The following is a 21,541-nucleotide window of genomic DNA, read 5'->3' on the forward strand; positions in this document are numbered from 1 at the left end:
GGCGGTGGTCGCGTGCAGCGCGCGGACGAGCAGACGATCGCGATGGTCGAGGAGACGGTCGCGCATCTCTTCCCGCAGCTGCCCAAGGCGCTCGGTGCGGTCGCGCTCGCGTACGATCATGCGGCGATCGCGAAGAAGGGTCGTCGCTTCCGCGATCTGAGCGCGGACGATCAGGAAGACGTGATGCGCGCGTGGGAGAGCGATCCCGTGCTGCGCGCGCCGTTCCAGGTGATGCAGTTCGCGATCAAGTTCGCGCACTTCGATCGCGAGCCCGTGTACGAGCGCATGGGCGGCAAGCTCAACGTCGTGAAGACGCTCGAGCAGCCGCGCTGGCTCGAGCAGGTCGTGCGCGCCGAGACGTGGGAGGACGGCGACGTCGAGTGCGAGGTCGTCGTCGTCGGCACCGGCGCGGGCGGTGCGGTGGTCGGTCGCGAGCTCGCGGAGCGCGGCTTCGCGGTGTGCTTCGTCGAAGAGGGCGAGCTCCATCGGCGCGACGCGTTCACCGGCAGCTCGCAGAAGGCGCATCGCGACTTCTATCGCGGCGGCATGGCGGTCGGCACGAACCTGATGCCGGTGTTCATGGGCCGCCTCGTCGGCGGCTCGACCGCGGTGAACGGCGGCACGTGCTTCCGCACGCCGGCCTCGGTGCTCGATCGTTGGTGCGAGGACATCGGCACCGACGAGTTCGCGCGCGAGCGCATGAGCGGCTACTTCGAGCGCGTCGAGGGCATCCTGCAGACGCAGCCCGCGTCGCGTCAGCACATCGGTCGCATCGCCGACGTGTTCGCGCGCGGCTGCGACAAGCTCGGCTGGAGCCACTTCTCGATCGTGCGCAACGCGCCGGGCTGCGAGGGCTCGGGCTTCTGCGACTTCGGGTGCCGCACCGACGCGCGCCGCTCGACGAACATCAGCTACGTGCCGCCCGCGCTCGAGCGCGGCGCGATGCTCTTCACGGGGCTCAGCGCGAAGCGCGTGATCGTCGAGAACGGTCGCGCCGTGGGCATCGAGGGCGAAGCGAAGAACGGCAAGACGATCCGCGTGCGTGGCCGCGCCGTCGTGTTCGCGGGCGGCGCGCTGCCGACGCCGCTCTTCCTGCTCAAGAACGGCCTCTGCAACTCGAGCGGTCAGGTCGGTCGCAACCTCACGCTGCATCCGAGCGGCGGGCTCAACGCGCTCTTCGACGACGAGATCCGCGGGATGAATCACATCCCGCAGGGCTACGGCTGCGACGAGCACCTCGACGACGGAATCCTGCTGAGCGCGGCCCAGCCCGATTGGAACTACGCCGCGCTCATGTACCCCGTCGGCGGTCGGCGCCTGATGGAGCGCCTCAACGAGCTCGAGCACATCGCGTCGTTCGGCATCCTCATCGCGGACGAGTCGCGCGGGCGCATCGCGTTCGACGTCCAGGGCTCCGCGACCGTGCTCTACAACCTCACGCAGAAGGACGCCGATCGTTATCACCGCGGCGTGATGGCGATGGGCGACATCTGCTGGGAGGCCGGCGCGAAGAAGGTGTGGCCCGCGCTGCTCGGCGCGCACACGTTCGAGAGCCGTCGCGAGTGGGAGCGCTTCCGCAAGCAGAGCCTCGCGCCGAGCCAGTGTCTGCTCACGAGCTATCACCCGCTCGGCACTTGCAAGATGGGCAAGGACCCGAGGACGAGCGTGGTGTCGCTCGACCACGAGGCGCACGACCTGCCCGGCTTCTTCATCGTCGACGGCAGCACGGTGCCGGGCCCGCTCGGCGTGAACCCGCAGCTGACGATCATGGCGATGGCGACGCGCGCCGCCGAGCGCATCGCCGCGCGGCTCTGATCGTCGTCGCGCGAGATTGATCGAAGGTTCCTGCCGTCTCGGACCACCGAGATGGCATGAGCGCTGCTCCTCGCGGTCGCGTGCATTGCTGTTGGCGCGACTCGGCACGTGGAATCCTCGTCTCGATCGCAGTGCTGGCCGTGTGCGCGCTCCAGCCATCGATCGTCTCGGCGCAGCGCGGTGAGGCGCGCGTGCTCGCAGTGCCCGAGGCAGCGAGCGCGGGCGCCACGTCCGTGTCGTCGGTGCGCGCAGAGCGTGAACGCGCGGAGGACCTCGGCGACCCGACGTCCACACCACCACGTCGAGAGCCGTTCCCGATCGGACTCGACCTCGCGATCGCGACGCAGGTGCCGCTCACCGTCGGCATCGAGGCGACCGTCGAGCTGCCGCTCGGGTTGCTGATCCGCGGCCACCTCGGGTTCATGCCCGAGCCCTACCTCGGCCTGATCAACGACGTCGTGCACGGCATCGGCGCGTACGGCGACGACGTCGCGTCGCTCGTCGATCGCGCGGGATCGAACGCGCTCGTCGTGCGCGTCGCGGGCGGCATCCGCCCGGTGCCCGGCTACGGCTTCGAGATCCTCGCGGGCTACACGCGCATCGGCTCGGAGACGCGCGTCGGCATCGACGACTTCGAGGCCGCCGTGGGGCAGAGCATGAGCTATCCCGGGCTCGACGCGGTCGGCATCGACGCCGAGCTCCACATGCTGCACGTCGAGCTCGGTTGGAGCGCGCTCGTGTGGGATCACCTCGTGATCCGCGGCTCGATCGGATGGGCGCACACGCTCGACGCGTCGACGTCGATCGCGGTGCCCGACGAGGTGCGCGGGCTCGCGCCCGAGATGTTCGACGACATCGAGAACGACGTGACCGACGCGCTGGAGTCGTACGGGTTCACGCCGCAGCTGAGCGTCGCGGTCGGATATCGATTCTGATCGCTCGATGGATTCCGCGGAGCGCGGCCACTACCATCGGTGGCCGTGTCGGAGTCGCAGCAAAAGGGGCCCGATCCGTTGAGCGCAGCGGAGCGCGACGCGCTCCTGCGCGCGCCGCGCCCGAGATCGCTCCCGCTCGCGCCGATGGCCGAGCCCGCGCGACGTCGCCTTCCGCTCGCGGACGACGCGCGCGCGATCGATCGGCGCGTGCGTCCGATCTATGCGGTCTGGGAGATCACGCTCGCGTGTGATCTCGCGTGCCGTCACTGCGGCTCGCGCGCTGGGCGTGATCGACCCGACGAGCTCTCGACCGAGCAGTGCCTCGACCTCGTCGATCAGATGGCGGAGCTCGGCGTGAAGGAGGTCTCGCTGATCGGCGGCGAGGCGTACCTGCGCGACGACTGGACCGACATCATCCGTCGCATCCGCGCGCGCGGCATGATGGCGATCCTCACCACGGGCGGGCGCGGCATCACGCCGGAGCGCGCGCGTGACGCGGCAGCGGCTGGCCTGCAGAGCGCGAGCGTGTCGATCGACGGCGACGAAGCGACGCACGATCGACTGCGCGGGGTCGTGGGCAGCTACCGCGCGGCGCTCGAGGCGATGAAGAACCTGCGCGCCGCGGGCGTGCAGGTGAGCGCGAACACGCAGATCAACCGGCTCAGCGCGCCCGACCTGCCGAGCGTCCTCGAGACGATCGCGGATCACGGCGCGCACAGCTGGCAGATCCAGCTGACGGTCGCGATGGGGCGCGCCGCCGACGAGCCCGAGGTGCTGCTGCAGCCGTACGACCTGCTCGAGGTGTTCCCGATGCTCGCGCGCCTCGCCGAGCGATGTCGCGAGCGCGGCGTGCGGCTGTGGCCGGGCAACAACGTCGGCTACTTCGGGCCCTACGAGCACGCGCTGCGCGGGACCTTGCCCAAGGGCCACATGTACTCGTGCGGCGCGGGGCGCTCGACGCTCGGCGTCGAGGCGGACGGCTCGATCAAAGGATGCCCCTCGCTGCCGACGCTCTCGTGGACCGGCGGCAACATCCGCGACGCGAAGCTCGTCGACATCTGGGAGCGCGGCGGGACCGCGATGCGCTACACGCGTGATCGCACCGTCGACGATCTGTGGGGCTATTGCCGCACTTGTTATTACGCCGACGAGTGCCGCGCTGGATGTACGTGGACGGGATTCGTGCTCTTCGGGCGCGCGGGCAACAATCCGTACTGCCACCATCGCGCGCTCGAGATGCAGCGCGCGGGCAAGCGCGAGCGCGTGGTGAAGGTGGAGAGCGCGCCGGGACAGCCGTTCGACCACGCGCGCTTCGAGCTGATCGTCGAGGACGTGTCGGGGGAGGAGACGAGAGATGCTGAGACCGTGTGAGTCGTGCCATCGACACGTGCGCGCGAGCGAGACGCAGTGTCCATTCTGCGGCGTCGCGATCGAGGCGGTCGCGGTCGAGACCGAGACACGCGAGGTGGTAGTCACGAGCCGCGCGCAGCTCGTCTCGTTCCGCGCGAAGGCGGGCGCGGTCGCGATGGCGACGGCGATCGGTCTCGCGGGCTGTGACATGTTCGAGCCCGTGCCCGCGTATGGCGCGCCACGGCCCGAGGTCCCGGATGGCGGGACCGACGCCGGCGTCGACGCGGGGGCCGTCGCGCCCGCGTACGGCGCGGCGCCCGCGGACTGACCCTTCTTGCAGCGATGGGGGACGAGATGACGAATCGACTTCTGCCTTGTCCGGGGTGCACGCGTCACGTGCGTGCGAGCGAGAGCGCGTGCCCGTTCTGTGGCGTGTCGCTCGCCGATGCGATCGCGAGCGCAGCGCCGCCGCGCGCGCCCACGACACGCCTCGGTCGCGCGGCGACGTTCGCGTTCGGCGCGGCGGTCGCGACGACGCTCAACGTGGCCGGCTGCGCCGAGAGCGACGAGCGCGCGCCCGACGGCGGCGCGCAGGTCGACTCCGGCGGCGCGGTGCCGGCGTACGGCGCGCCCGCGATCGACTCGGGCACCGCGCAGGAGGAGGACGCCGGAGCCAGCGTCGCGCTCTACGGCGGTCCGACGCCGATCGACGCGGGGAGCGCGATCGACGCTGGAGGTGGCGCCGTGCCCGCCTATGGCGCGCCGCCCGAGCCCGCGTCGTGATCAGCCGGGCGTGAACGTCGGCGGCTGCAGGCGCGTGTCGGTGCGGGTGGTCCTCGGCGCGCGCGCGGCGAGCGCGTCCGTGCGCGGCGAGCATGGCGCGCGGGCCGCGAGGAGCGCGTGTCGATGAGGGGCGGAGCCGATCGAAGCGCGTCATCGAGCGGTGGGGGCCTCGCGGCCGTGCGATGGCGAGCCCATAGTCGAGCGGTGACTCGGAGCAACGTCGGGGGGCGAGCACGAGCCGGATCGATCGCGGCGATCACACTCGCCGTGTGCGCGTTCGGGCTCGCGTCATTCGGGCCGACACCATCGCGCGGACAGGACGCGCTGCGCGCGCGTGGCGCGTTGCGGGTCGAGCCCCCGGTGGTCCCCGCCGTCATCGCCGTGGTGCGGGGCCTGCGTTCCGATCGAGGGCACGTACGTGGTGGGCTCTACGGCTCGCAGGCGACGTTCACGCACGGCGGCCAGGAGGTCGCGACGTGCAGCGCCGCGATCGCGAACGGCGTCGCGCGGTGTCGCTTCGAGAGCGTGCCCGCGGGGCGATTCGCGATCGGGATGATGCACGACGAGGACGACGACACCGTGTTCGACCAGGGATTCATGGGGATCCCGGAGGAGGGCTACGGCTTCTCGCGCGACGCGCGCGGGACGCTCGGCGCGCCTTCGTTCGACTCGGCGGCGTTCGACTACGACGGGCGCTCGGCGCGCTCGCTCTCGATCACGATGCGCTACGGCATCTGACGCCGCGTCAGGGAGCCAGCGCGATCTCGCACGTCGCGCTCCGTGACGTGTTGAACGCGCCGGTCCAGACCGTGTAGCTGCCGGTCGTCGGGCACTCGAAGGTCGCGCTCGAGCAGCAGTCGGTTCCGCCGCGGCACGCGCCCACGCCGCACCCCGACGCATCGTTCGTCGCGATCGCCGCGGCCGACGTGCACGACGCGCCGATCGCGGCCTCGCACACCATCAGGATCGTGTCGCCGCTGCACTCGCCGTATCCGCACGCCGCGGAGCAGCCGAGCGTCACCGTCGATCCCGGCTCGCACTCGCCGTCGTAGCTGCGCGCGAAGCCACACGTGCGATCGAGCCCGAGCTCGCTCTCCTCGCACGGCGCGCCGATGTCGGTGGCCGGCGGGCCGGGATCTTCGGGGATCGTCACGCCGACGATCACCTCGTTGTTGCCGTAGTCCGACTCGCGGAGAAGGTGGTCGGTGTTGATGCGCACACGGAGTCGGTAGTCGCCGGGCGGAAGACCGGTGACGTCCACCCACTGACAGTCGACGTCCGCCTCGTAGACGTCCTGTGCGCCGCGGCGGATGCCCTGATTGACGCACGAATATCCGCTCAGACGACGGCAGTCGGGCACTTCGGGATCGGGATTCGAGTCGTTCTCGTCACAAGGATACGTGTAGTAGTCGAGAAGACAGAACGCCTGTTTGTGGCCCTCCGCGACGACGCAGTCGTCCTCGGCATCGAGCAGCTCGTACGCCGCGTAGGTCTCGAAGTGGAAGTGCCGATGGCACGACGAGTACTCGAAATTCGGCGAGCTCGCGGTCGGAACGCCGAGGTACAGGTCGGCGTCTCCGGTGTTCGGCGTCCACGCGTCGAAGCGCAGGAGCCGCCGCATCCCGGGCTCCGCGACGCAGCCTTCGACGAGCGCGCAGTCGCTCGGGCCGATGTAGCGATACTCGAAGTACGGCGCGATGCGCGCTTCGTCGACCCAGAGATCCGCCGCGGGACAATTCCCCGCCTCGTCTCGCTCCACGCACTCGAACCGTCCCGCCTGCGGGCTGCAACAGTGCGTGTCGGGACACGCGGGATTGCAGCGAGCGTCGTAGTCACCGTCGCACTCGAACCCGTTCTCGGGATTGCACCCTTCGTGCGGCGCGGGCGCAGCGGGCGGCACGCACGCGCCGCCTCCGTCGACCGGTGGGGGCCGTCGTCCCGCGTCGCGCGACTGGCTCGCGTCCATCCTGTCGCCGGCATCGCGCTCGTCGGCGCTTCGTCCCGCGTCGCACGCCGCGAGCAGCGCGATCGAGACGACGAAGCGCAGCGCGTGGCGCGAGCCGATCACCAGCATCGGGCCAGTGTGCACAGGCGCTCGTCGCGCTCGCAATCGCCGGGGCGTCGAGACCCCGGACTCGCTCACTCGAAGTCGTACGCGGGAAGGATCTGCTCGAGCTCGATCGCGCCGAGATCGATCGAGTACGCGACCGCGGTGAACGCGAGGTACGCCGCGAGCGCGCGCAGGTTGCGCGCCCAGGCGGGCACGTAGAGCGCGGGCGCGACGAGCCCGTCGGTGAACGCCTCCTCGAGCAGGAAGACGTCCGACAGCGCCATGCGTCCCGCGAAGAGCCGCTCGATCAAGAACGGCTTGTGGTCTGCGATCGACTTGCGCAGGAACGTGTGCACCGCGACGAGGCCCTGGAGGTACACGACGTCCTTCGTGAACACCCAGCGCCCGCGCACGTCGCCGCCGCGGAACACGCGCATCGCGGAGCGCACCGACTCTTCGTCGCTCTGGCCGTGCTCGAGGAAGAAGCGGAACACCTCGACGAAGTCCGCGCCCTCGATCGCGAGGTGGATCGCGCGGATGCGCAGCGCGATGCGGCGCAGGCGCGCGAGATCGATCGCGCGCGTCGCGAGCTCGGCGACCGTCGCGAGGCCCTCCTGGGTCAGCGTGGTGCGCGGCGCGCCGAGGCCGAGCACCGTGAGCACCGGCTGCTCGCGCCCGTTGAGCGCGGTCGCGGAGTGGATGAACGCCTCGTGCTCGACGAGCTGATCGAGGTCGAGCTCGGAGAAGAGCGTGTCGCCGCGCAGCCGCACGCGCTTCGCGCCCGCCATCGCCTTCGCGCCGAGGTGGGGATCGACGACCACCTCGACGTCGTGCTTCGTGAAGTACGACGCGAGGCGCTCTCGCATGCGCGCGGCCGCTTCTTCGCTCGGGATCGTCGCGCCGGGATCGAAGTCGAGCCCTGCGTCGGCGAGCTTGTCCGTCGCGGCGAGGAGCTGATCCGCGGCCTCGAGGTGGGTCATGGACGCGCCCGGCAGGCGGTCGTCGGGCTTGCCGTAGAGCGCCTGCGAGAGCTCGAGGAACGAGGGCGTACCGGCGTGCTCGAGCATGCGGCCGGCCGCGCGATACGAGCCCGCGGTGTCGTCGAGGAAGCTCTGCACGGGGTCGTGCACGTCGAGCTGCGCGCGGAGCTCGCGCAGCGCTTCGAGCTGTGCGTGATGACGGCCGTGCGGGTACGTGACCGAGGGCAGCTGCGGCGCGCCGCGCCGCCACGACACGAGGAACGCGTCGACGGTCTCGGCCGGCCACGAGAGCTCCCCGAGCACGCGGATCTCCTTCGCGATCGCGACGAGGCGGCGATCGACGTCGACGATGCGCTCGCGACGTTGAGAGGGCGACATTCGCTCCGTGGACCCGCGAGCGTAGCGCGCTCGACGCGCGCGAATCCACGGCTCAGGGGCGCGAGCTGCCGCGCCAGGAGCCCGGCCGCGCGCTCCCTCGCGGAGGCTCCCGCGGCTCGGGGATCGCGCCCGCGCTCTGCAGCGGAAGGCGGATGCGGAAGCAGGCGCCGTCACCGGGCATGCTCGTCACCTCGATCGAGCCGCCGTGCTCGCGCACGATGCCGTCGACGATCGGGAGCCCGAGGCCGGTGCCCTCGCCCGTGCCCTTCGTCGTGAAGAAGGGCTCGAAGAGTCGGTCGCGGTGCTCGGGCGCGATCCCCGGCCCGTGATCGTTCACCTCGACGATCGCCTCGCCGTCGCGGTCCACGCGCTCCGCGCGGACGCGCACCGTGACCGTCGCGCCCGCGGGCGATGCCTGGACCGCGTTGAGGACCAGGTTCGTGACCGCCTGCTGGATCTGGCGCGGATCGATCCACGCGAAGAGCTCGCTCGCTTCGGCGTCGAGCTCGATCGCGACCTTCCGCTCGCGCGCGACGTCCTGGAGCCACTGCACCGACTCCCGCACCGCGCGCACGAGATCGCTCTCGAAGCGATCGGGCGGATCGCGCCGCGCGTAATCGAGCAGACCGCGGATGATCCCGGTCATCCGATCGCACTGCACCACGATGACGCCGCCGAGCTCGCGCACGCGCGCCTCGGACACCGAGCCGTCCGCGACCATCGCCGCGCGCGCGCGCACCACGTTGAGCGGAGTGCCGAGCTCGTGCGCGATCGTCGACGCGAGCTGTCCCACGGTGCGCAGCCGGTCGGCGTGCCGCAGCTGCTCGAGCGCGCGCATCTTCGCGCCGGTCTCTCGCTCGATGCGCGTGCGCGCCTCGCCGAGGCGATCGCACATGTCGTTCATCGCGCGCGCGACGTCGCGGATCTCGTCGTCCTGCTCGATGTCGAGCGGCGCCGAGAGATCGCCCTCGCCGATCCGACGCGCCTTCTCGGCGAGCCGCCGCAGCGGGCGCGCGACGAAGAGCGTGCCGAACGCGAGCGTGAGGCCGACACAGAGCACGATGAGGACCCCGGTCGTGGTCGCGGTGCGGACCAGCGTCGCACGCACGTGCTCGCGCTCGTCCGCGAGCGACTCGTCGATCTCGATCGCACCGTCGCGATCCCCGGGGAGATCGACGCGCGTGTAGCTGAGCATGCGAGGCGCGCCGTCGTCGCGCTCGACGATCTCCGAGCGCGTGCCGGGACCGAGCGCGGGCACCAGATCCGGGCGCTGCGGTGCTTCGGGCTCGCCGGGGGTCGCGGCGCGCCATACCCAACGGATCGTCGCGTGGCTCGTGCGGAGATTGAGCTCCTCGACGACCTCGCGCGCGCGCGTCTCTCCGTCGGTGCGCCAGAGCAGCTCGACGGCGGTCGCGAGGCTCCGCCCGGTGGTGTCGTGGTCTCGCCGCACGTCGTCGCGGTACGCCGCGCTGTCGGTGCGCAGGCGGACGTAGGCGTTGGCCGCGAGGACCAGGCAGATGCCGAGCCCGATCGCGAGCGAGAGCTTCCACGTGAGCTTCATCCGCGCACCGCGCGATCAGGCCTCGTCGCGCTCGGGAGCTTTCCACCGATCGAGCTTGCGATACAGCGTGCTCCGATCGACCCCGAGCACCTGCGCGGCGAGCTTCTTGTTGCCGCCGACGGCGCGGATCACGCGCAGGATGTAGCGACGCTCCATCTCCTCGAGCGGGACGAGCTCGCTCGTACCGCTGGTGTCCGGATCGCTCGCGCTCGCGGTGCTGCGGCGCACGCGGCCGGGCAGATCCTCGGGGCGGAGCTCGTCGCCGCGGGCGAGCGCGACGGCGCGCTCGATCGAGCTCTCGAGCTCGCGCACGTTGCCGGGCCAGTCGTAGGCGAGCAGGCGCTCGGCGGCCTCGTGCGAGAGGCGCAGACCGGTGCGCCCGGTGCGCGCGGCGATGCGATCGACGAACGTCTGCGCGAGCGCGAGCACGTCCCCTCCGCGCGCGCGCAGCGGCGGCAGACCGATCTCGATCACGTGGATGCGGAAGAAGAGATCCTGCCGGAAGCGTCCCGCCGCGACCTCGGCCTCGAGATCGCGGTGCGTCGCCGCGACGATGCGGGTGTCGAACGGGATCTCGCGATCGCTGCCGACCGGTCGCACGCTGCGCTCCTGGATCGCGCGGAGCACCTTCACCTGCATGCCCTGCGGCATGTCGCCGATCTCGTCGAGGAAGAGCGTTCCGCCGCTCGCGCTCACGAAGAGGCCGGGGCGATCGCCGCGCGCGTCGGTGAACGCGCCCTTCGCATGACCGAAGAGCTCGCTCTCGAGGAGCGCCTCGGGGAGCGCGGCGCAGTTGATCGCGACGAACGGGCCGCGCGCGCGGGGGCTCTTGTCGTGGAGCGTGCGCGCGGCGAGCTCCTTGCCCGTCCCGCTCTCGCCCGTGACCAGCACCGTCGCATCGGACTTGGCGGCTCGATCGATCAGGTCGATCACTCTTCGCATCGCGTCGGTGCGACCGACGAGCAGATGACCGTGGTCCTCGGCGGCGACGCGCGATCGGAGCCGGTCGAGCTCGAGCCGCATCGCGCGGTGCGCCGCGGCGCGATCGAGCGCGAGCGCGACGACCGCCAGATCGAACGGCTTGGTGATGAAGTCGTACGCGCCGCCCCGGATCGCGTCGACCGCGGTGCGGATGCTGCCGAACGCCGTGATCACGATCACCGGCAGCGCGGGATCGTGCTCGGCGATCGCGCGGCAGAGATCGAGCCCGGACGCGCCGCTCATCCGGAGATCCGTGAGGACGACGTCGAGCGCGTGGTGCTCGCGCACGATCGGCAGCGCTTCTTCCGCAGACGTGCGCCAGATCACCTCGAACCCTGCGTGCGAGAGCGCTTCGTCGAGCATCTCGCAGCTGCTCGGGTCGTCGTCGACGACGAGAACGCGGCCGCGCGTGGACATGGGGAACGAGAGATCGAGTGTGAGAGGTGAGCCCAGGGGACCCTCGCGGCCGGGAATCCGTGAGTCTCCCCTGGGCTCGGGCAGGGACCTCCGCGTGCTCAGCAAGAACCTGCCCACGCGAGAATCCTGGAGATTCGCGAGGCGCGCGTCGCGACGCTGTCGCGCAGACGCGACAGACCGGCAACGCTGCGCCAGACGGGCGCGATTCCGCTCGCGTCGCGTGAGCGCGACACCGCTCGCGAGCTGCGACACGCGGATGCGGCGCGATCGACGGCGCACCTCGGAATCGCAGGCCGCGACGCGTGGCGCGTGCGTTGCTCGACGGCGCGGCGTGCTGCTCCGAACGCATCCGCTCGTCGTGCTCTCGATCGTGCTCGCCCTCGCCGGCTGCGGTGGTCGGTCCTCCGCGCACGACGCGGTCGAGGCACCGCCTCTCCCCGATCGCGGCGACGACGAGGAGGACGACGACCTCGTCGCCCTCGAGCACGAGGAGACGCGCGCGTTCGTGCGCAGCGAGGTGCTCGCTCTCTCGCACGGCGTGACCGCGCTTCGCGCGCCTGCGCGCGTCGCGTTTCGTGACGGCGCGATCGCCGAGCTCGGCACGCCGGTGCCCGGGCGCGTCTCGGAGGTGCACGTGCGCGTCGGTGACGAGGTCGCCGCGGGTGCTCCGCTCGTGACGCTACGCTCGCCCGATGCCGCCGCGACGCGCGCACAGCTCGCGGCCGCGCGCACCGCGCTCGCGAACGCGCTCGCGGAGGCACGGCGCAGCGCGGACATGCTGGAGCGCGGCGTGGGCACCGAGCGCGAGCGTCGCGCGGCGGACCTCCACGTCGCGGAGCTCGAGATCGAGCTCGCGCGCGCGCGCACCGCGGTGTCGATCGTCGGTCGCGGCGCGGGCGGCGAGGTCGTGCTCCGCGCGCCGATCGCGGGGACGATCCTCTCGCGACGCGCGGCGATCGGCATGGCGGTCGAGCCCGGAGGGGAGGCTCTGCTCGAGATCGGCGATCCCCACGGCATCGGGGTCGTCGCGGAGGTCTTCGATCGCGACGCGGCGATGGTCCGCGTCGGGGCGAGCGCCGAGATCGCGTTGCCCTCGATCGACTCGCCGCTGCGCGGGCGCGTGACCCACGTCGCGCCGGTCGTGAGCGCCGGGATGCGCACGGTGCCGGTGCGCATCGAGCTCGAGAGCGTGCCCTCCCTGCTGCGGCCGGGCCTCTTCGGGCGTGCGTCGATCTCGCTCGTCGACGAAGGGCTCGTGCTCCCCGCGAGCGCGGTGCTGGTGCGCGACGGACAGCGCACCGCGGTCTACGTCGACGAAGGCGACGGGCGGTTCCGCCGGCGCGATGTCGTCGTCGGTCCTTCGATCGACGGACGCGTGCAGGTGCTCGCCGGATTGCGGGAGGGCGAACGTGTCGTCGTCGAGGGCGCGCTCCTGCTCGACGGTGCCGCCGACCTGATGCTCTGAAGCGCGCTCGCGCGCTCGGGAAGGAAGAGTCTTGCTCGCGAAGCTGATCGAGCTCTGTGTGCGGCGTCGCGTCGCGGCCGTCGTGGTGACGCTCGCGATCGCCGCCTACGGCGTGCACGCGTACCTGCGCACGCCGGTCGAGGCGTTCCCCGACGTCACGAACCTGCAGGTCAACGTCATCACGCAGTCGCCCGGGCTCGCGCCACCGGAGATCGAGCGGCAGATCACGATCCCGATCGAGCGCGCGCTCAACGGCACGCCGGGCATGATCCGGATGCGCAGCGAGAGCCTCTTCGGTCTCTCGCTCGTCTACCTGACGTTCGAGGACGCGGCCGACGCGTTCCGCGCGCGCATCCTCGTCGAGCAGCGCCTGCGCACAGCGGAGCTCCCCGACGGCGTGGTGCCCGAGCTCGGGCCCGACGCGACGCCGCTCGGCGAGATCTTCCACTATCGGATCGTCTCGGCCCGCCACACGCTCGCCGAGCGACGGAGCGAGCAGGAGTGGAACGTCGGCCCCGCGCTCCGCCGCGTTCCCGGCGTCGCCGACGTGATCGGGCGTGGCGGGTTCCTCCGCGAGATCCACGTCGAGGTCGATCCCGCGCGCCTCCACGCGCGCGGTCTGTCGCTCGAGGAGGTCGAGGACGCGCTCGAGCGAGCGAGCCGCAGCGCGGGCGGCGGCTTCCTCCGGCAAGGAGATCAGCAGCTCGTCGTGCGCGGCGTCGGCGCGTTCGCCGAGCCGAGCGACGTGCAGAGCGCGGTGCTGCGCGCCGATCACGGAACACCCGTCACCATCGGCGACGTCGCGCGCGTGGTCGTGTCGCACGTGCCGCGGCAGGGCGCCGTCGGCTACGGCACCTCGCTGGAGAGCGTCGAAGGCGTCGTGCTGATGCGGCGCGGCGAGAACCCGAGCGTCGTGCTCGACGGGATCCACGCCGCGGTCGACGATCTCAACCGTGACGGTCTTCCCGAGGGGATGGAGATCGTCCCGTTCTACGATCGGACGACGCTCGTCGCGCACACGCTCGAGACCGTGCACCACTCGTTGCTCGAGGGCGCGCTGCTCTGCGTCGCGGTGGTGTGGCTCTTCCTGCGCAGCCTGCGCGGCTCGCTGATCGTCGGCGCCGTGATCCCGCTCGCGCTGCTGGTCGCGTTCATCGGCCTGAGCTCGATCGGCCTGCCCGCGAACCTGATCTCGATGGGCGCGATCGACTTCGGGATTCTCGTCGACGGCGCGGTCATCCTGATCGAGAACGTCGTGCACCGCATGGGCGAGACGCCGCCGCGCACCACGCGGGAGCGGCTCCGGCTCGTCGCCGACGCGGCGCGCGAAGTCGCGCGACCGACGCTCTTCGCGATGGCGATCATCGTCGCCGCGCTCATCCCGGTGTTCAGCCTGGAGCGCGTCGAGGGGCGCATCTTCCGCCCGCTCGCGCTGACCTACACCTTCGCGCTACTCGGCGCGCTCGTGTTCTCGCTGACGGTCGTGCCCGCGCTCGCGGCGCTCGTGCTGAGGCCGGGAGCGCACCAGGCGCACGGTGACCCCGCGTTCGTGCGCGTCATGCGCGCGATCTACGCGCGCGCGGTGCGATGGCTCGTCGTGCGGCGGGTGGTGGCGCTCGCGGCTGCGCTCGCGCTGCTCGGCGGTGGGCTCGTGGTCACGACGCGGCTCGGCACCGAGTTCCTCCCCGAGCTCGACGAGGGCGACTTCAACGTGTTCGTCGAGCTGCCGACCAGCATCTCGCTCGAGAACGGACAGCGCGTGATGCGCGAGGTGCGGCGGAGGTTGCTCGCGTTCCCCGAGGTACGCGAGGTCGACACGAAGCAGGGGCGCCCCGAGGACGGTACCGACAACGAGAGCGTGAACATGGGCGAGACCTTCGTGCACCTCGTCCCGCGCGAGCAGTGGCGCGAAGGCATGACGAAGGACCAGCTGCAGGAGCAGATGCGCGCGTCGCTCGAGCGCCTGCCCGGGATCCGCTTCCACTTCTCGCAACCCATCCGCGACAACGTCGAGGAGTCGATCAGCGGCGTGCGGGGTCAGGTCGTGCTGAAGATCTTCGGGACCGATCTGATCGTGATGCGCGAGCACCTGCTCCGCGCGCTCGACGCGGTGCGCACCGTGCCCGGCGTCGTCGACGCGTCGCTCTACCGCGATCGCAACGTGCCACAGCTCGAGATCACGCCCGATCGCGAGCGCCTCGCGCGCGCCGGGATCTCGATGGCGAGCGCGCAGCGCACGATCGAGACAGCCCTCGCAGGCTCGGTCGTGAGCGAGATCTGGCAGGGCGAACGGCTCGTGCCGGTACGCCTCCGACTGCCCGCACGCGAGCGTGCCGATCTCGGGCGCATCGCCGAGATCACGCTGAGCGCGCCCGGCGGCGTGCGCATCCCGCTGCGCGAGGTCGCGGACATCGGCGTCGCGCCGGGGCGTGCGTCGATCGTGCGCGAAGGCAACGCGCGGATGCTCGCGCTGAAGTTCAACGTCGAGGGGCGCGACCTCGGCTCGGTGGTCGCCGAGGCGATCACCGCCGTGGATCGCCGCGTCGAGCTTCCCGACGGCTACACGTTCCGATGGGGCGGCGAGTTCGAGAACCAGCAGCGCGCGATGGCGCGCCTCGCGATCGTCGTGCCGCTCGCGGTGCTCGTCGTGCTCTCGTTGCTCTACCTCGCGCTCGGGTCCGCGCGCGGCGCCGCCGCGGTGCTCGTGGTCACCCCGACGTCGCTCACCGGCGGTGCGTTCCTGCTCGCCGTGAGCGGCGTGAACCTCTCGGTCAGCGCGATGATCGGATTCATCGCGCTGCTCGGTCAGGTCGCGCTCGCGTGCCTCCTCGTGATCGGCGCGATCGACGATCTGTGCGCGCGCGGCGTCCCGCTCGCCGACGCCGCGATCGACGGCGCGGTGCAGCGCTTCCGGCCCGTGGTGATGACGACGCTGCTCGCGATGCTCGGGCTGCTGCCGATGGCGGTCTCACGCGGCATGGGCGCGGAGACGTCGCGACCGTTCGCGCTCGTGCTGATCGGCGGCATGGCGACGACCTGTGCGACCGCGCTGCTCGTGCTCCCCGCGCTCTACACGTTCGTCGCCCCAGGCACGCTCGCGCGACGGCGCGACGAGGACGAGGAGGCGGCGCCGTGACCCACCTCCGTGCTCCGTGGCTCGCGCTCGTGCTCGCGCTCGCTCCGACGATCGTGCGGGCGCAGGACGCGATGCCGGACGAGATCTCGCTCGCCGACCTGCTCGATCGCGCGCAGCGCAGTCCGCGCGTGCGCGTCGAAGCGGCGCTCGCCGAGGCCTACCGCGGTGACGTGCGCGAGGCCGGTCAGCACCCCAATCCCGTGCTCTCGTACGAGGTCGCAGGGTTCCTCGGCGGCATCGAGACGAACGGCGGATCGCAACAAGAGCTCCGCGTGTCGCAGCCGCTGCTCTGGCCGGGCCAGGTGGATCGCCGCATCGACGCGGCGCGCGCGCGGCTCGATCTGGCGCGCGCCCGTACCGACGCGTTGCGCGCGGCGCTCTCGATCGAGCTGCGGCGTGCGTACGTCGCGCTCCTCGGCGCGCAGGAGCGCGCGGCGGTGCTCGTCGAGGCAGAGACGTCGATGGAGCGCCTCGCGTCCATCGTGCGCGGACGGGCCGAGGCCGGCGCGGGGCGGCGCTGGGACGTGACGCGCATCGAAGGGGAGCTCGCGTCGGTGCGCGCCGCGCGCGACGTCGCGGCCGCCGAGCTGCTCGCCGCGTCGGCGCGTATCGGCGCGTTGCTCGGCGCGCCGGGATGGCTCCCACGCGCGCGCGGCGTGCTCGCCGACCTGCCGCCGGTGCGCCCGCGCGACGAGCTCCTCGAAGACCATCCGATGCTCGTCGTCGCACGCGGGGCACATCGCGCCGCGGTCATGCGCGCGGAGGCGGAGCGCGCGCTGGCGATCCCGCCGATCGAGCTGACGCTCGGTACGATCGTGTCGACCGCGCCAGAGGGCGGCTATCTGATCGGCGGCGTCGCGATGCCGCTGCCCTTCTTCGACGCGAACCAGGGGGCGATCGAGCGCGCGGAGCGGGAGGCCGACGCCGCCGAGCTCGCGCGCGATGCGACGCGCCTCGAGCTCGAGGCCGCGCTCGCAGGCGCGCGCCGCGTGGTCTCGCTGCGGCGCGACGCGCTGGCCGCGTACGAGCGCGAGGTCGTCGAGCGCCTGCCGCTGCTCGCGGAGATGGCGGAGGCCGCGTACCAGGGCGGCGAAGTCGGCGTGTTCGAGGTGCTCGACGCGGTGCGCGCCACGCGCGAGCTCCGCACGGAGCGCGTCGATCGCGAGGAGTCCCTGCGGCTCTCGGAGATCGATCTGCTCGAGGCGGCGCTCGGCGCGGCGCTCGCCGACTGATCAGCGTCGCGTGACGTGGGCCGCGAGCCAGCCGAGCACGAGATCCCGGCCCTGCGCGTGGTCGCACTGCTCGGGACATCCCGCGACGCCGTCGTGCACCACGGTGACGTGCGAAGAGCACGAGCGCGCCGGATCGGACGTCGCAGAGGCGACCCCACTTCGTGCAGTGGAATCGGGCCATCCTCGTGACGCACACGAGCACGTCGGGCGCGGCCTCGTCAGCGGTAGCGCTCGAGCGTCGTCAGCAGCGCTTCGCGCGTGACGACGTCGCGCACGTCGAGCTGGTCCTCGTCGACCGTGAAGATCAGGCGATGGTGGATGCCGACACGCGCGGTCCACACGCCTTCCATGCCCTGCATCCGCTTCACGTCGCGCCACGCGGCGCGGTCGCCGGAGGCGAGACGGCCCGCGATCGAGACCGCCTGCCGCGAGGTCTTCGGCTGGAGCTCGCGCAGCGACTCGATCGCGCGCGGATCGAACACCGGGATGCGCACCGGCATCGTCGCTTCGTCGCTCGAGCCGCCGTCGTCCGCCGGGCCGAGCGCGATCTCCGCGCTGTCGCTGTCGCTGCGCGACGCCGCCGTGCGCGCCGCCTCGAGCTCCGCGACGCGCTCGCGCAGCGACGCGCGCTCCGCGTTGCCCTCGGCGAGCAGCGACTTCATCTCCTCGACCTTGCGCGCGAGCCGCTGGCGATGCTCTTCCGCCGTGCGATACGCCGCCGCGACCGCATCGTGCGGCATGCCCGCATGCTCGCGCTGCACCGCCGACATCGAGCGATCGAGGCGCTCGCGGAGCTCGCGGATCTCGTGCTCGAGCGCGACCACCTGCGCCTGTCGCGCGTCGACCTCGGACTCCGCGCGCTCGAGCTCGGCGCGCACCCGCGTCATCTCCGCGGCCTCGGCCTCGCTGCGCGCGCTCTCCGCCTTCCGGCCCTCGACCCACTCGTCGTAGAGCGGTCCGTACGCATCGCCCGGCGGCAGCTCGAGGCGATCACGCGCGAGCTCGATCTCGTCGAGCATCGTGTCGCTCGCCTCGACGTGCTCCGGATCGAGCGCCCCGCGCGCGACCAGGATGCCGAGCGCGGGCGCGTGATCGAGCAGTGCGTACGCGACGTCGGCGATCGCGTCCGCGTCTCCGTGCAGGCCACGACGCGCCTGCTCGTCGAGCACCGCGACCGTGCTGTCGCTCGGACGCGCGCACGCGATCCCGGCGCGCACCCGCGACTGCAGCGCCTCGCGGTCCTTCACCTTCGCGAGCTGGCGATCGAGCACGTCGAGGCAGCGCATGCGCAGCGCTTCCTCGATGAGATCCTCGCGTTGGTGCTCGACGTCGCTGCCGTCGCCTTCCTTCGGCATCGCGGCGAGCACGTCGAGCGCCCGCTCCGCGTCCTCCCAGCGGTGGTAGGCGCGCAGCTGGCGGATCGCGGTGACGAGCGCGGGCCGCGCGAGCCGCTCGAAGGGCAGCGCGAGCACCTCCTGGATGCGCATGCCGTCGACGTCGGTCGCGCTCACGCGCGCGGCGTCGACGAGCGGCTGATCGGCGACGCGATCCTGCGCGTCGTCCTGCGTCGCGTGGCACTTCTTGTACTTCTTGCCGCTCCCGCAGTGACACGGGTCGTTGCGGCCCGGGCGCTCCTGCGCCTTGCGCACGGTGTAGCCCGCGACGACGCGCGGCGGCTCCGTCTCGGGCAGGATCTCGAGCACCGGCTGCGTCCAACCCTCGAGCCAGAACTTCGAGATCTCCTCGGCGTTGCTGCGGCCTGCGAGGTCCACCCACTCCTGACCGACCGCTGTCAGGTGCGAGTCGGCCGCGCGCTGGATGACGGTGCCGAGCAGCACGCCTGCCTCGGTGCCGAGGCGCTGGCGCGCGAGCGTTCGCAACAGGCCGGGCCACGGCGCGGGCCACGGCGCATCGCCGAGCAGCTGCGACGCGACGAACGCGACGATCGCCTCGCGGTCGTGGCTCAGCTGCCCGCGCTCGAGCGCCTGACGCATCACGTCGAGGCGCGCCTGGGGCGAGTCGCCGCAGGCGCGCAGGAGCGATGGAACGAGGTCACGCTGATCGACGTCGGGCACGAGGCGCGAGACGAGCGCGGGATCGAGCGTTCGATCCGCCGCCGCGAGCGCCAACGCGAGCGCGGTGGCGGCTTTGATGTCGCGCCGGTCGAGCGTCTCGGCGAGCGCTGCCTCGAGCGCGCTCTCGCTCTCGCGCGCGAGCTCCGCGATGCCGTCGCGCGTGAGCGGCGTGCTGCGCGCGCGCGCGATCAGCGCGGGGTCCGCGGGCGCGCGTTCCACGATGGGACGCGCGGTGCTGACGTCCGACGCGTCGCGCACGGCGACCTCGGTCGACTCGGTGGCCTTCGCGCGGGCCGTCTTTCGGGGTCGAGCCAACTGGGAATTCCTGACATGCACGGTCATCGGATGCCCGTCCCAACACCGCGTTCGCACTCCGCATTTCGGGAGCTGTCGAATCGGCCAGCGGGCCGATTCGAAGGTTGCCGGTTCGCGGACGGACCGCCGCGAACCGAGGCGCCGCGACACGCGCGGTACGGTGGGCGACCGCACCGTCGTGTCTTTTCGATGGTGACCTCGAGGACGGAACGCAAGCGTCGTGCGAGCGTGTGGGAGCACGAGCGCGGCCAACGCGGCACGACGTCGATCTCGCGCGTGGACGCATCGCGCGCAGATCGCGCGAGGGCTCGTGACCGCGTGACGCGCGGCGGGTCGGCACCCATGCTGTTCGAGATGGACCGAGACGACGCCGGGGTGTTGGGCGAGCTCGAGCTCCACGAGCCCGCGCCGCTGTGGATGCTCGCCCTCTTCGGAGGAGCGGGGCTGGCCACGATGATCGGCGTGCCGATCGCCATCTGGGCGATCGCGGGCGAGTCGAGCGCGTTCGCCTCCGAGGGGCCGCGCTGGGGAGATGCGCTACGCGCGCTCGTGCCGGCGAGCGTGATGTGGGCGCTGCTCTTCGTCGCAGTGCGACGCGTGGCGTCGCGCAGGCTCCGTGTGAGCTGGGACGACTGGGGGATCGTCGAGTGGGACGGCTTCCACGTGCGCACCGCGATCGCGTGGGAGCGCGCGCGCGCCGAGCTCGGGACGCGCGACGCGCGCATCGCGTGGGCGCACGTGTTCGACGACGACGGGCGCTGCATCTCGATGCTGACGAGCGAGGGCGCGTTCCCCGAGTGGCAGCCCGATCGCGCGTGCACGACGCGCGGGCTCGAGCCGCTCGCGGCGCGGCTGCGCTCGCTCCCGCGCGGGATCGCGCGGCCCGATGCGCGCGATCGTGTGCGGCCCGACGCGTGGTGGATGCAGTCGCGCGTGGTGTTCCCGTTCATCGTGCTCGCGTCGATCGGGTGCGCGTGCATGCCGCCGGCGTGGGCGCTCTTCGGGATCGCGCTGACCGCGGCGTGCGTGCTGACGACGCTCCCGGCGGCCATCGAGCTCGCGCGCCTGACGCGCACGTCGTGGGGGCTGCGCGATCTGCGTCCGTTCGTGCTCGCGCGGCGCGAAGGCCGCGTGCTCGTGGCGCACGACGAGGACGGCGCGGTGGTGCGCATCGACGCGCGTGGATGGCGCGCGTCGGATGGGTCGCTCGTGGAGAAGCCGCGCGGGCGTGTGTTCGCGCGATTGGGCGCGATGCCCGCGGAGGAAGGGCCCTATCGCGAGGGGCTCGTGGCGCGCGCGGTGGAGGCGATCGAGACGGAGTTCGATCGGCGGTTGCGGCGGCGGCGGCTGGTCGGGGCTTCGGTGGAGCTCGTCGCGCGGTTGGGGTTGGTCGGGACGAGCGGGGTGATTGCCTGGGTGCTCTTGTGGTGGGTCGCTCATGTGAGCTGAGCTGATCGCCGCGCGCGGAGGAGGCTTCGGTGTGGGGCGCGGGGTGGGGGCCCGTGCTCGGACAGTCCTCGCGATTGCGTCCTGCTGCGCGGTGTGGAGGTCGATGGCCGGGGTTCTCGCCAGCGCGGGCGCTTCGCGACCGCGCTGACTCGCATTCGCTGCTGTGACGGCGGCTGGTGGGCGCTGCGGACGCGAAGCACGGACGACGCGAAGCGGCGGCCGGGCGTGAGCGCAATGCTCGACCCGCGACGAAGGAGCGGGTCGAGCAGCAACTGCGCGCGGGCCCCCACCCCGCGCCCCGGCTGGTAGCGCTTCGGCCGCGCGGGGAGGGATGAGCGGTCCTCGGTGTGGTGGAGGGACGCGTGACGCGCGAGGGCGCTTCGCGACCTCGCTCGTCACGCGGACTGACTCGCCCTTCGGGCATCGTGGAGCCGAATTTTCGGACTCGCCCTTCGGGCATCGTGGAGCCGAATTTTCGGACTCGCCCTTCGGGCATCGTGGAGCGGATTCCGATTGGCCTTGGGCATCGGCAGCCGAACCGCGGGCTTCGATCGTCCGCAGGATCGCGGGTCGAATGTCGGAGATTCGGTGGTGGACTTTGAATCCAGGGGACGAATCT

Annotated in this window: 15 protein-coding genes; 10 read left to right on the top strand and 5 right to left on the bottom strand. The window is 72.0% G+C overall.

What is annotated here, in order from left to right:
• Positions 1–12: 12 nt before the first annotated feature.
• The 6 genes from DB32_RS10470 (at position 13) to DB32_RS48110 (ending at position 5,621) form a co-directional block, all read left to right on the top strand.
• Complete coding sequence (locus DB32_RS10470) at positions 13–1,815, top strand: GMC family oxidoreductase N-terminal domain-containing protein (RefSeq protein WP_169791403.1); 1,803 nt, start codon at positions 13–15, stop codon at positions 1,813–1,815.
• A 140-nt stretch (positions 1,816–1,955) separates the two neighbouring features.
• Positions 1,956–2,750 carry a hypothetical protein gene (locus DB32_RS10475; RefSeq protein WP_157068927.1) on the top strand — a complete coding sequence of 265 codons (795 nt, stop codon included), beginning with the start codon at positions 1,956–1,958 and terminating at the stop codon, positions 2,748–2,750.
• Between the two features lie 78 nt (positions 2,751–2,828).
• Complete coding sequence (locus tag DB32_RS10480) at positions 2,829–4,121, top strand: radical SAM/SPASM domain-containing protein (RefSeq protein ID WP_157068928.1); 1,293 nt, start codon at positions 2,829–2,831, stop codon at positions 4,119–4,121.
• Entirely contained in the window at positions 4,105–4,428 is a 324-nt protein-coding gene (locus DB32_RS46585; RefSeq protein ID WP_157068929.1) for a hypothetical protein, read from the top strand. The genes DB32_RS10480 and DB32_RS46585 overlap by 17 nt, the downstream gene beginning before the upstream one ends.
• Positions 4,429–4,454: 26 nt before the next feature.
• On the top strand, positions 4,455–4,883 hold the full coding sequence (locus DB32_RS10490) for a hypothetical protein (RefSeq protein ID WP_157068930.1): 429 nt from the start codon (positions 4,455–4,457) through the stop codon (positions 4,881–4,883).
• Between the two features lie 384 nt (positions 4,884–5,267).
• Complete coding sequence (locus DB32_RS48110; RefSeq protein ID WP_169791404.1) at positions 5,268–5,621, top strand: DUF2141 domain-containing protein; 354 nt, start codon at positions 5,268–5,270, stop codon at positions 5,619–5,621.
• Positions 5,622–5,628: 7 nt separating this feature from the next.
• Here the strand turns inward: DB32_RS48110 and DB32_RS10500 are convergent, their stop codons facing one another.
• The 4 genes from DB32_RS10500 to DB32_RS10515 all read right to left on the bottom strand — a co-directional run bounded on the left by DB32_RS10500 (position 5,629) and on the right by DB32_RS10515 (position 11,250).
• Positions 5,629–6,957, bottom strand: coding sequence for a lysyl oxidase family protein (locus DB32_RS10500; RefSeq protein ID WP_053232287.1), 1,329 nt, complete (start codon positions 6,955–6,957; stop codon positions 5,629–5,631).
• 65 nt (positions 6,958–7,022) lie between these two features.
• Complete coding sequence (locus DB32_RS10505) at positions 7,023–8,291, bottom strand: tyrosine/phenylalanine carboxypeptidase domain-containing protein (RefSeq protein WP_053232288.1); 1,269 nt, start codon at positions 8,289–8,291, stop codon at positions 7,023–7,025.
• 52 nt (positions 8,292–8,343) lie between these two features.
• Positions 8,344–9,852 (bottom strand): sensor histidine kinase, encoded by a 1,509-nt coding sequence (locus DB32_RS10510; protein ID WP_053232289.1) that lies wholly within the window; start codon positions 9,850–9,852, stop codon positions 8,344–8,346.
• A 15-nt stretch (positions 9,853–9,867) separates the two neighbouring features.
• Positions 9,868–11,250 carry a sigma-54-dependent transcriptional regulator gene (locus DB32_RS10515; RefSeq protein WP_053232290.1) on the bottom strand — a complete coding sequence of 461 codons (1,383 nt, stop codon included), beginning with the start codon at positions 11,248–11,250 and terminating at the stop codon, positions 9,868–9,870.
• Between the two features lie 331 nt (positions 11,251–11,581).
• Here DB32_RS10515 and DB32_RS10520 point away from each other — a divergent pair, with 331 nt between their 5' ends.
• The 3 genes from DB32_RS10520 to DB32_RS10530 are packed head-to-tail and all read left to right on the top strand — an operon-like array spanning position 11,582 to position 17,083.
• Positions 11,582–12,715 (top strand): efflux RND transporter periplasmic adaptor subunit, encoded by a 1,134-nt coding sequence (locus DB32_RS10520; RefSeq protein WP_157068932.1) that lies wholly within the window; start codon positions 11,582–11,584, stop codon positions 12,713–12,715.
• A 31-nt stretch (positions 12,716–12,746) separates the two neighbouring features.
• On the top strand, positions 12,747–15,851 hold the full coding sequence (locus DB32_RS10525) for an efflux RND transporter permease subunit (protein WP_053232292.1): 3,105 nt from the start codon (positions 12,747–12,749) through the stop codon (positions 15,849–15,851).
• Positions 15,848–17,083 (top strand): TolC family protein, encoded by a 1,236-nt coding sequence (locus DB32_RS10530; protein WP_053232293.1) that lies wholly within the window; start codon positions 15,848–15,850, stop codon positions 17,081–17,083. The genes DB32_RS10525 and DB32_RS10530 overlap by 4 nt, the downstream gene beginning before the upstream one ends.
• Positions 17,084–17,301: 218 nt before the next feature.
• Here DB32_RS10530 and DB32_RS49045 read toward each other — a convergent pair whose 3' ends face one another.
• On the bottom strand, positions 17,302–19,473 hold the full coding sequence (locus tag DB32_RS49045; protein ID WP_240481188.1) for an SEC-C metal-binding domain-containing protein: 2,172 nt from the start codon (positions 19,471–19,473) through the stop codon (positions 17,302–17,304).
• A gap of 354 nt (positions 19,474–19,827) precedes the next feature.
• Between DB32_RS49045 and DB32_RS10540 the strand changes: the two genes are divergently transcribed.
• On the top strand, positions 19,828–20,922 hold the full coding sequence (locus DB32_RS10540; protein ID WP_157068933.1) for a YihY/virulence factor BrkB family protein: 1,095 nt from the start codon (positions 19,828–19,830) through the stop codon (positions 20,920–20,922).
• Positions 20,923–21,541 lie beyond the last annotated feature (619 nt).

Source organism: Sandaracinus amylolyticus, assembly GCF_000737325.1.
In the GTDB taxonomy this organism is placed as follows: domain Bacteria; phylum Myxococcota_A; class Polyangia; order Polyangiales; family Sandaracinaceae; genus Sandaracinus; species Sandaracinus amylolyticus.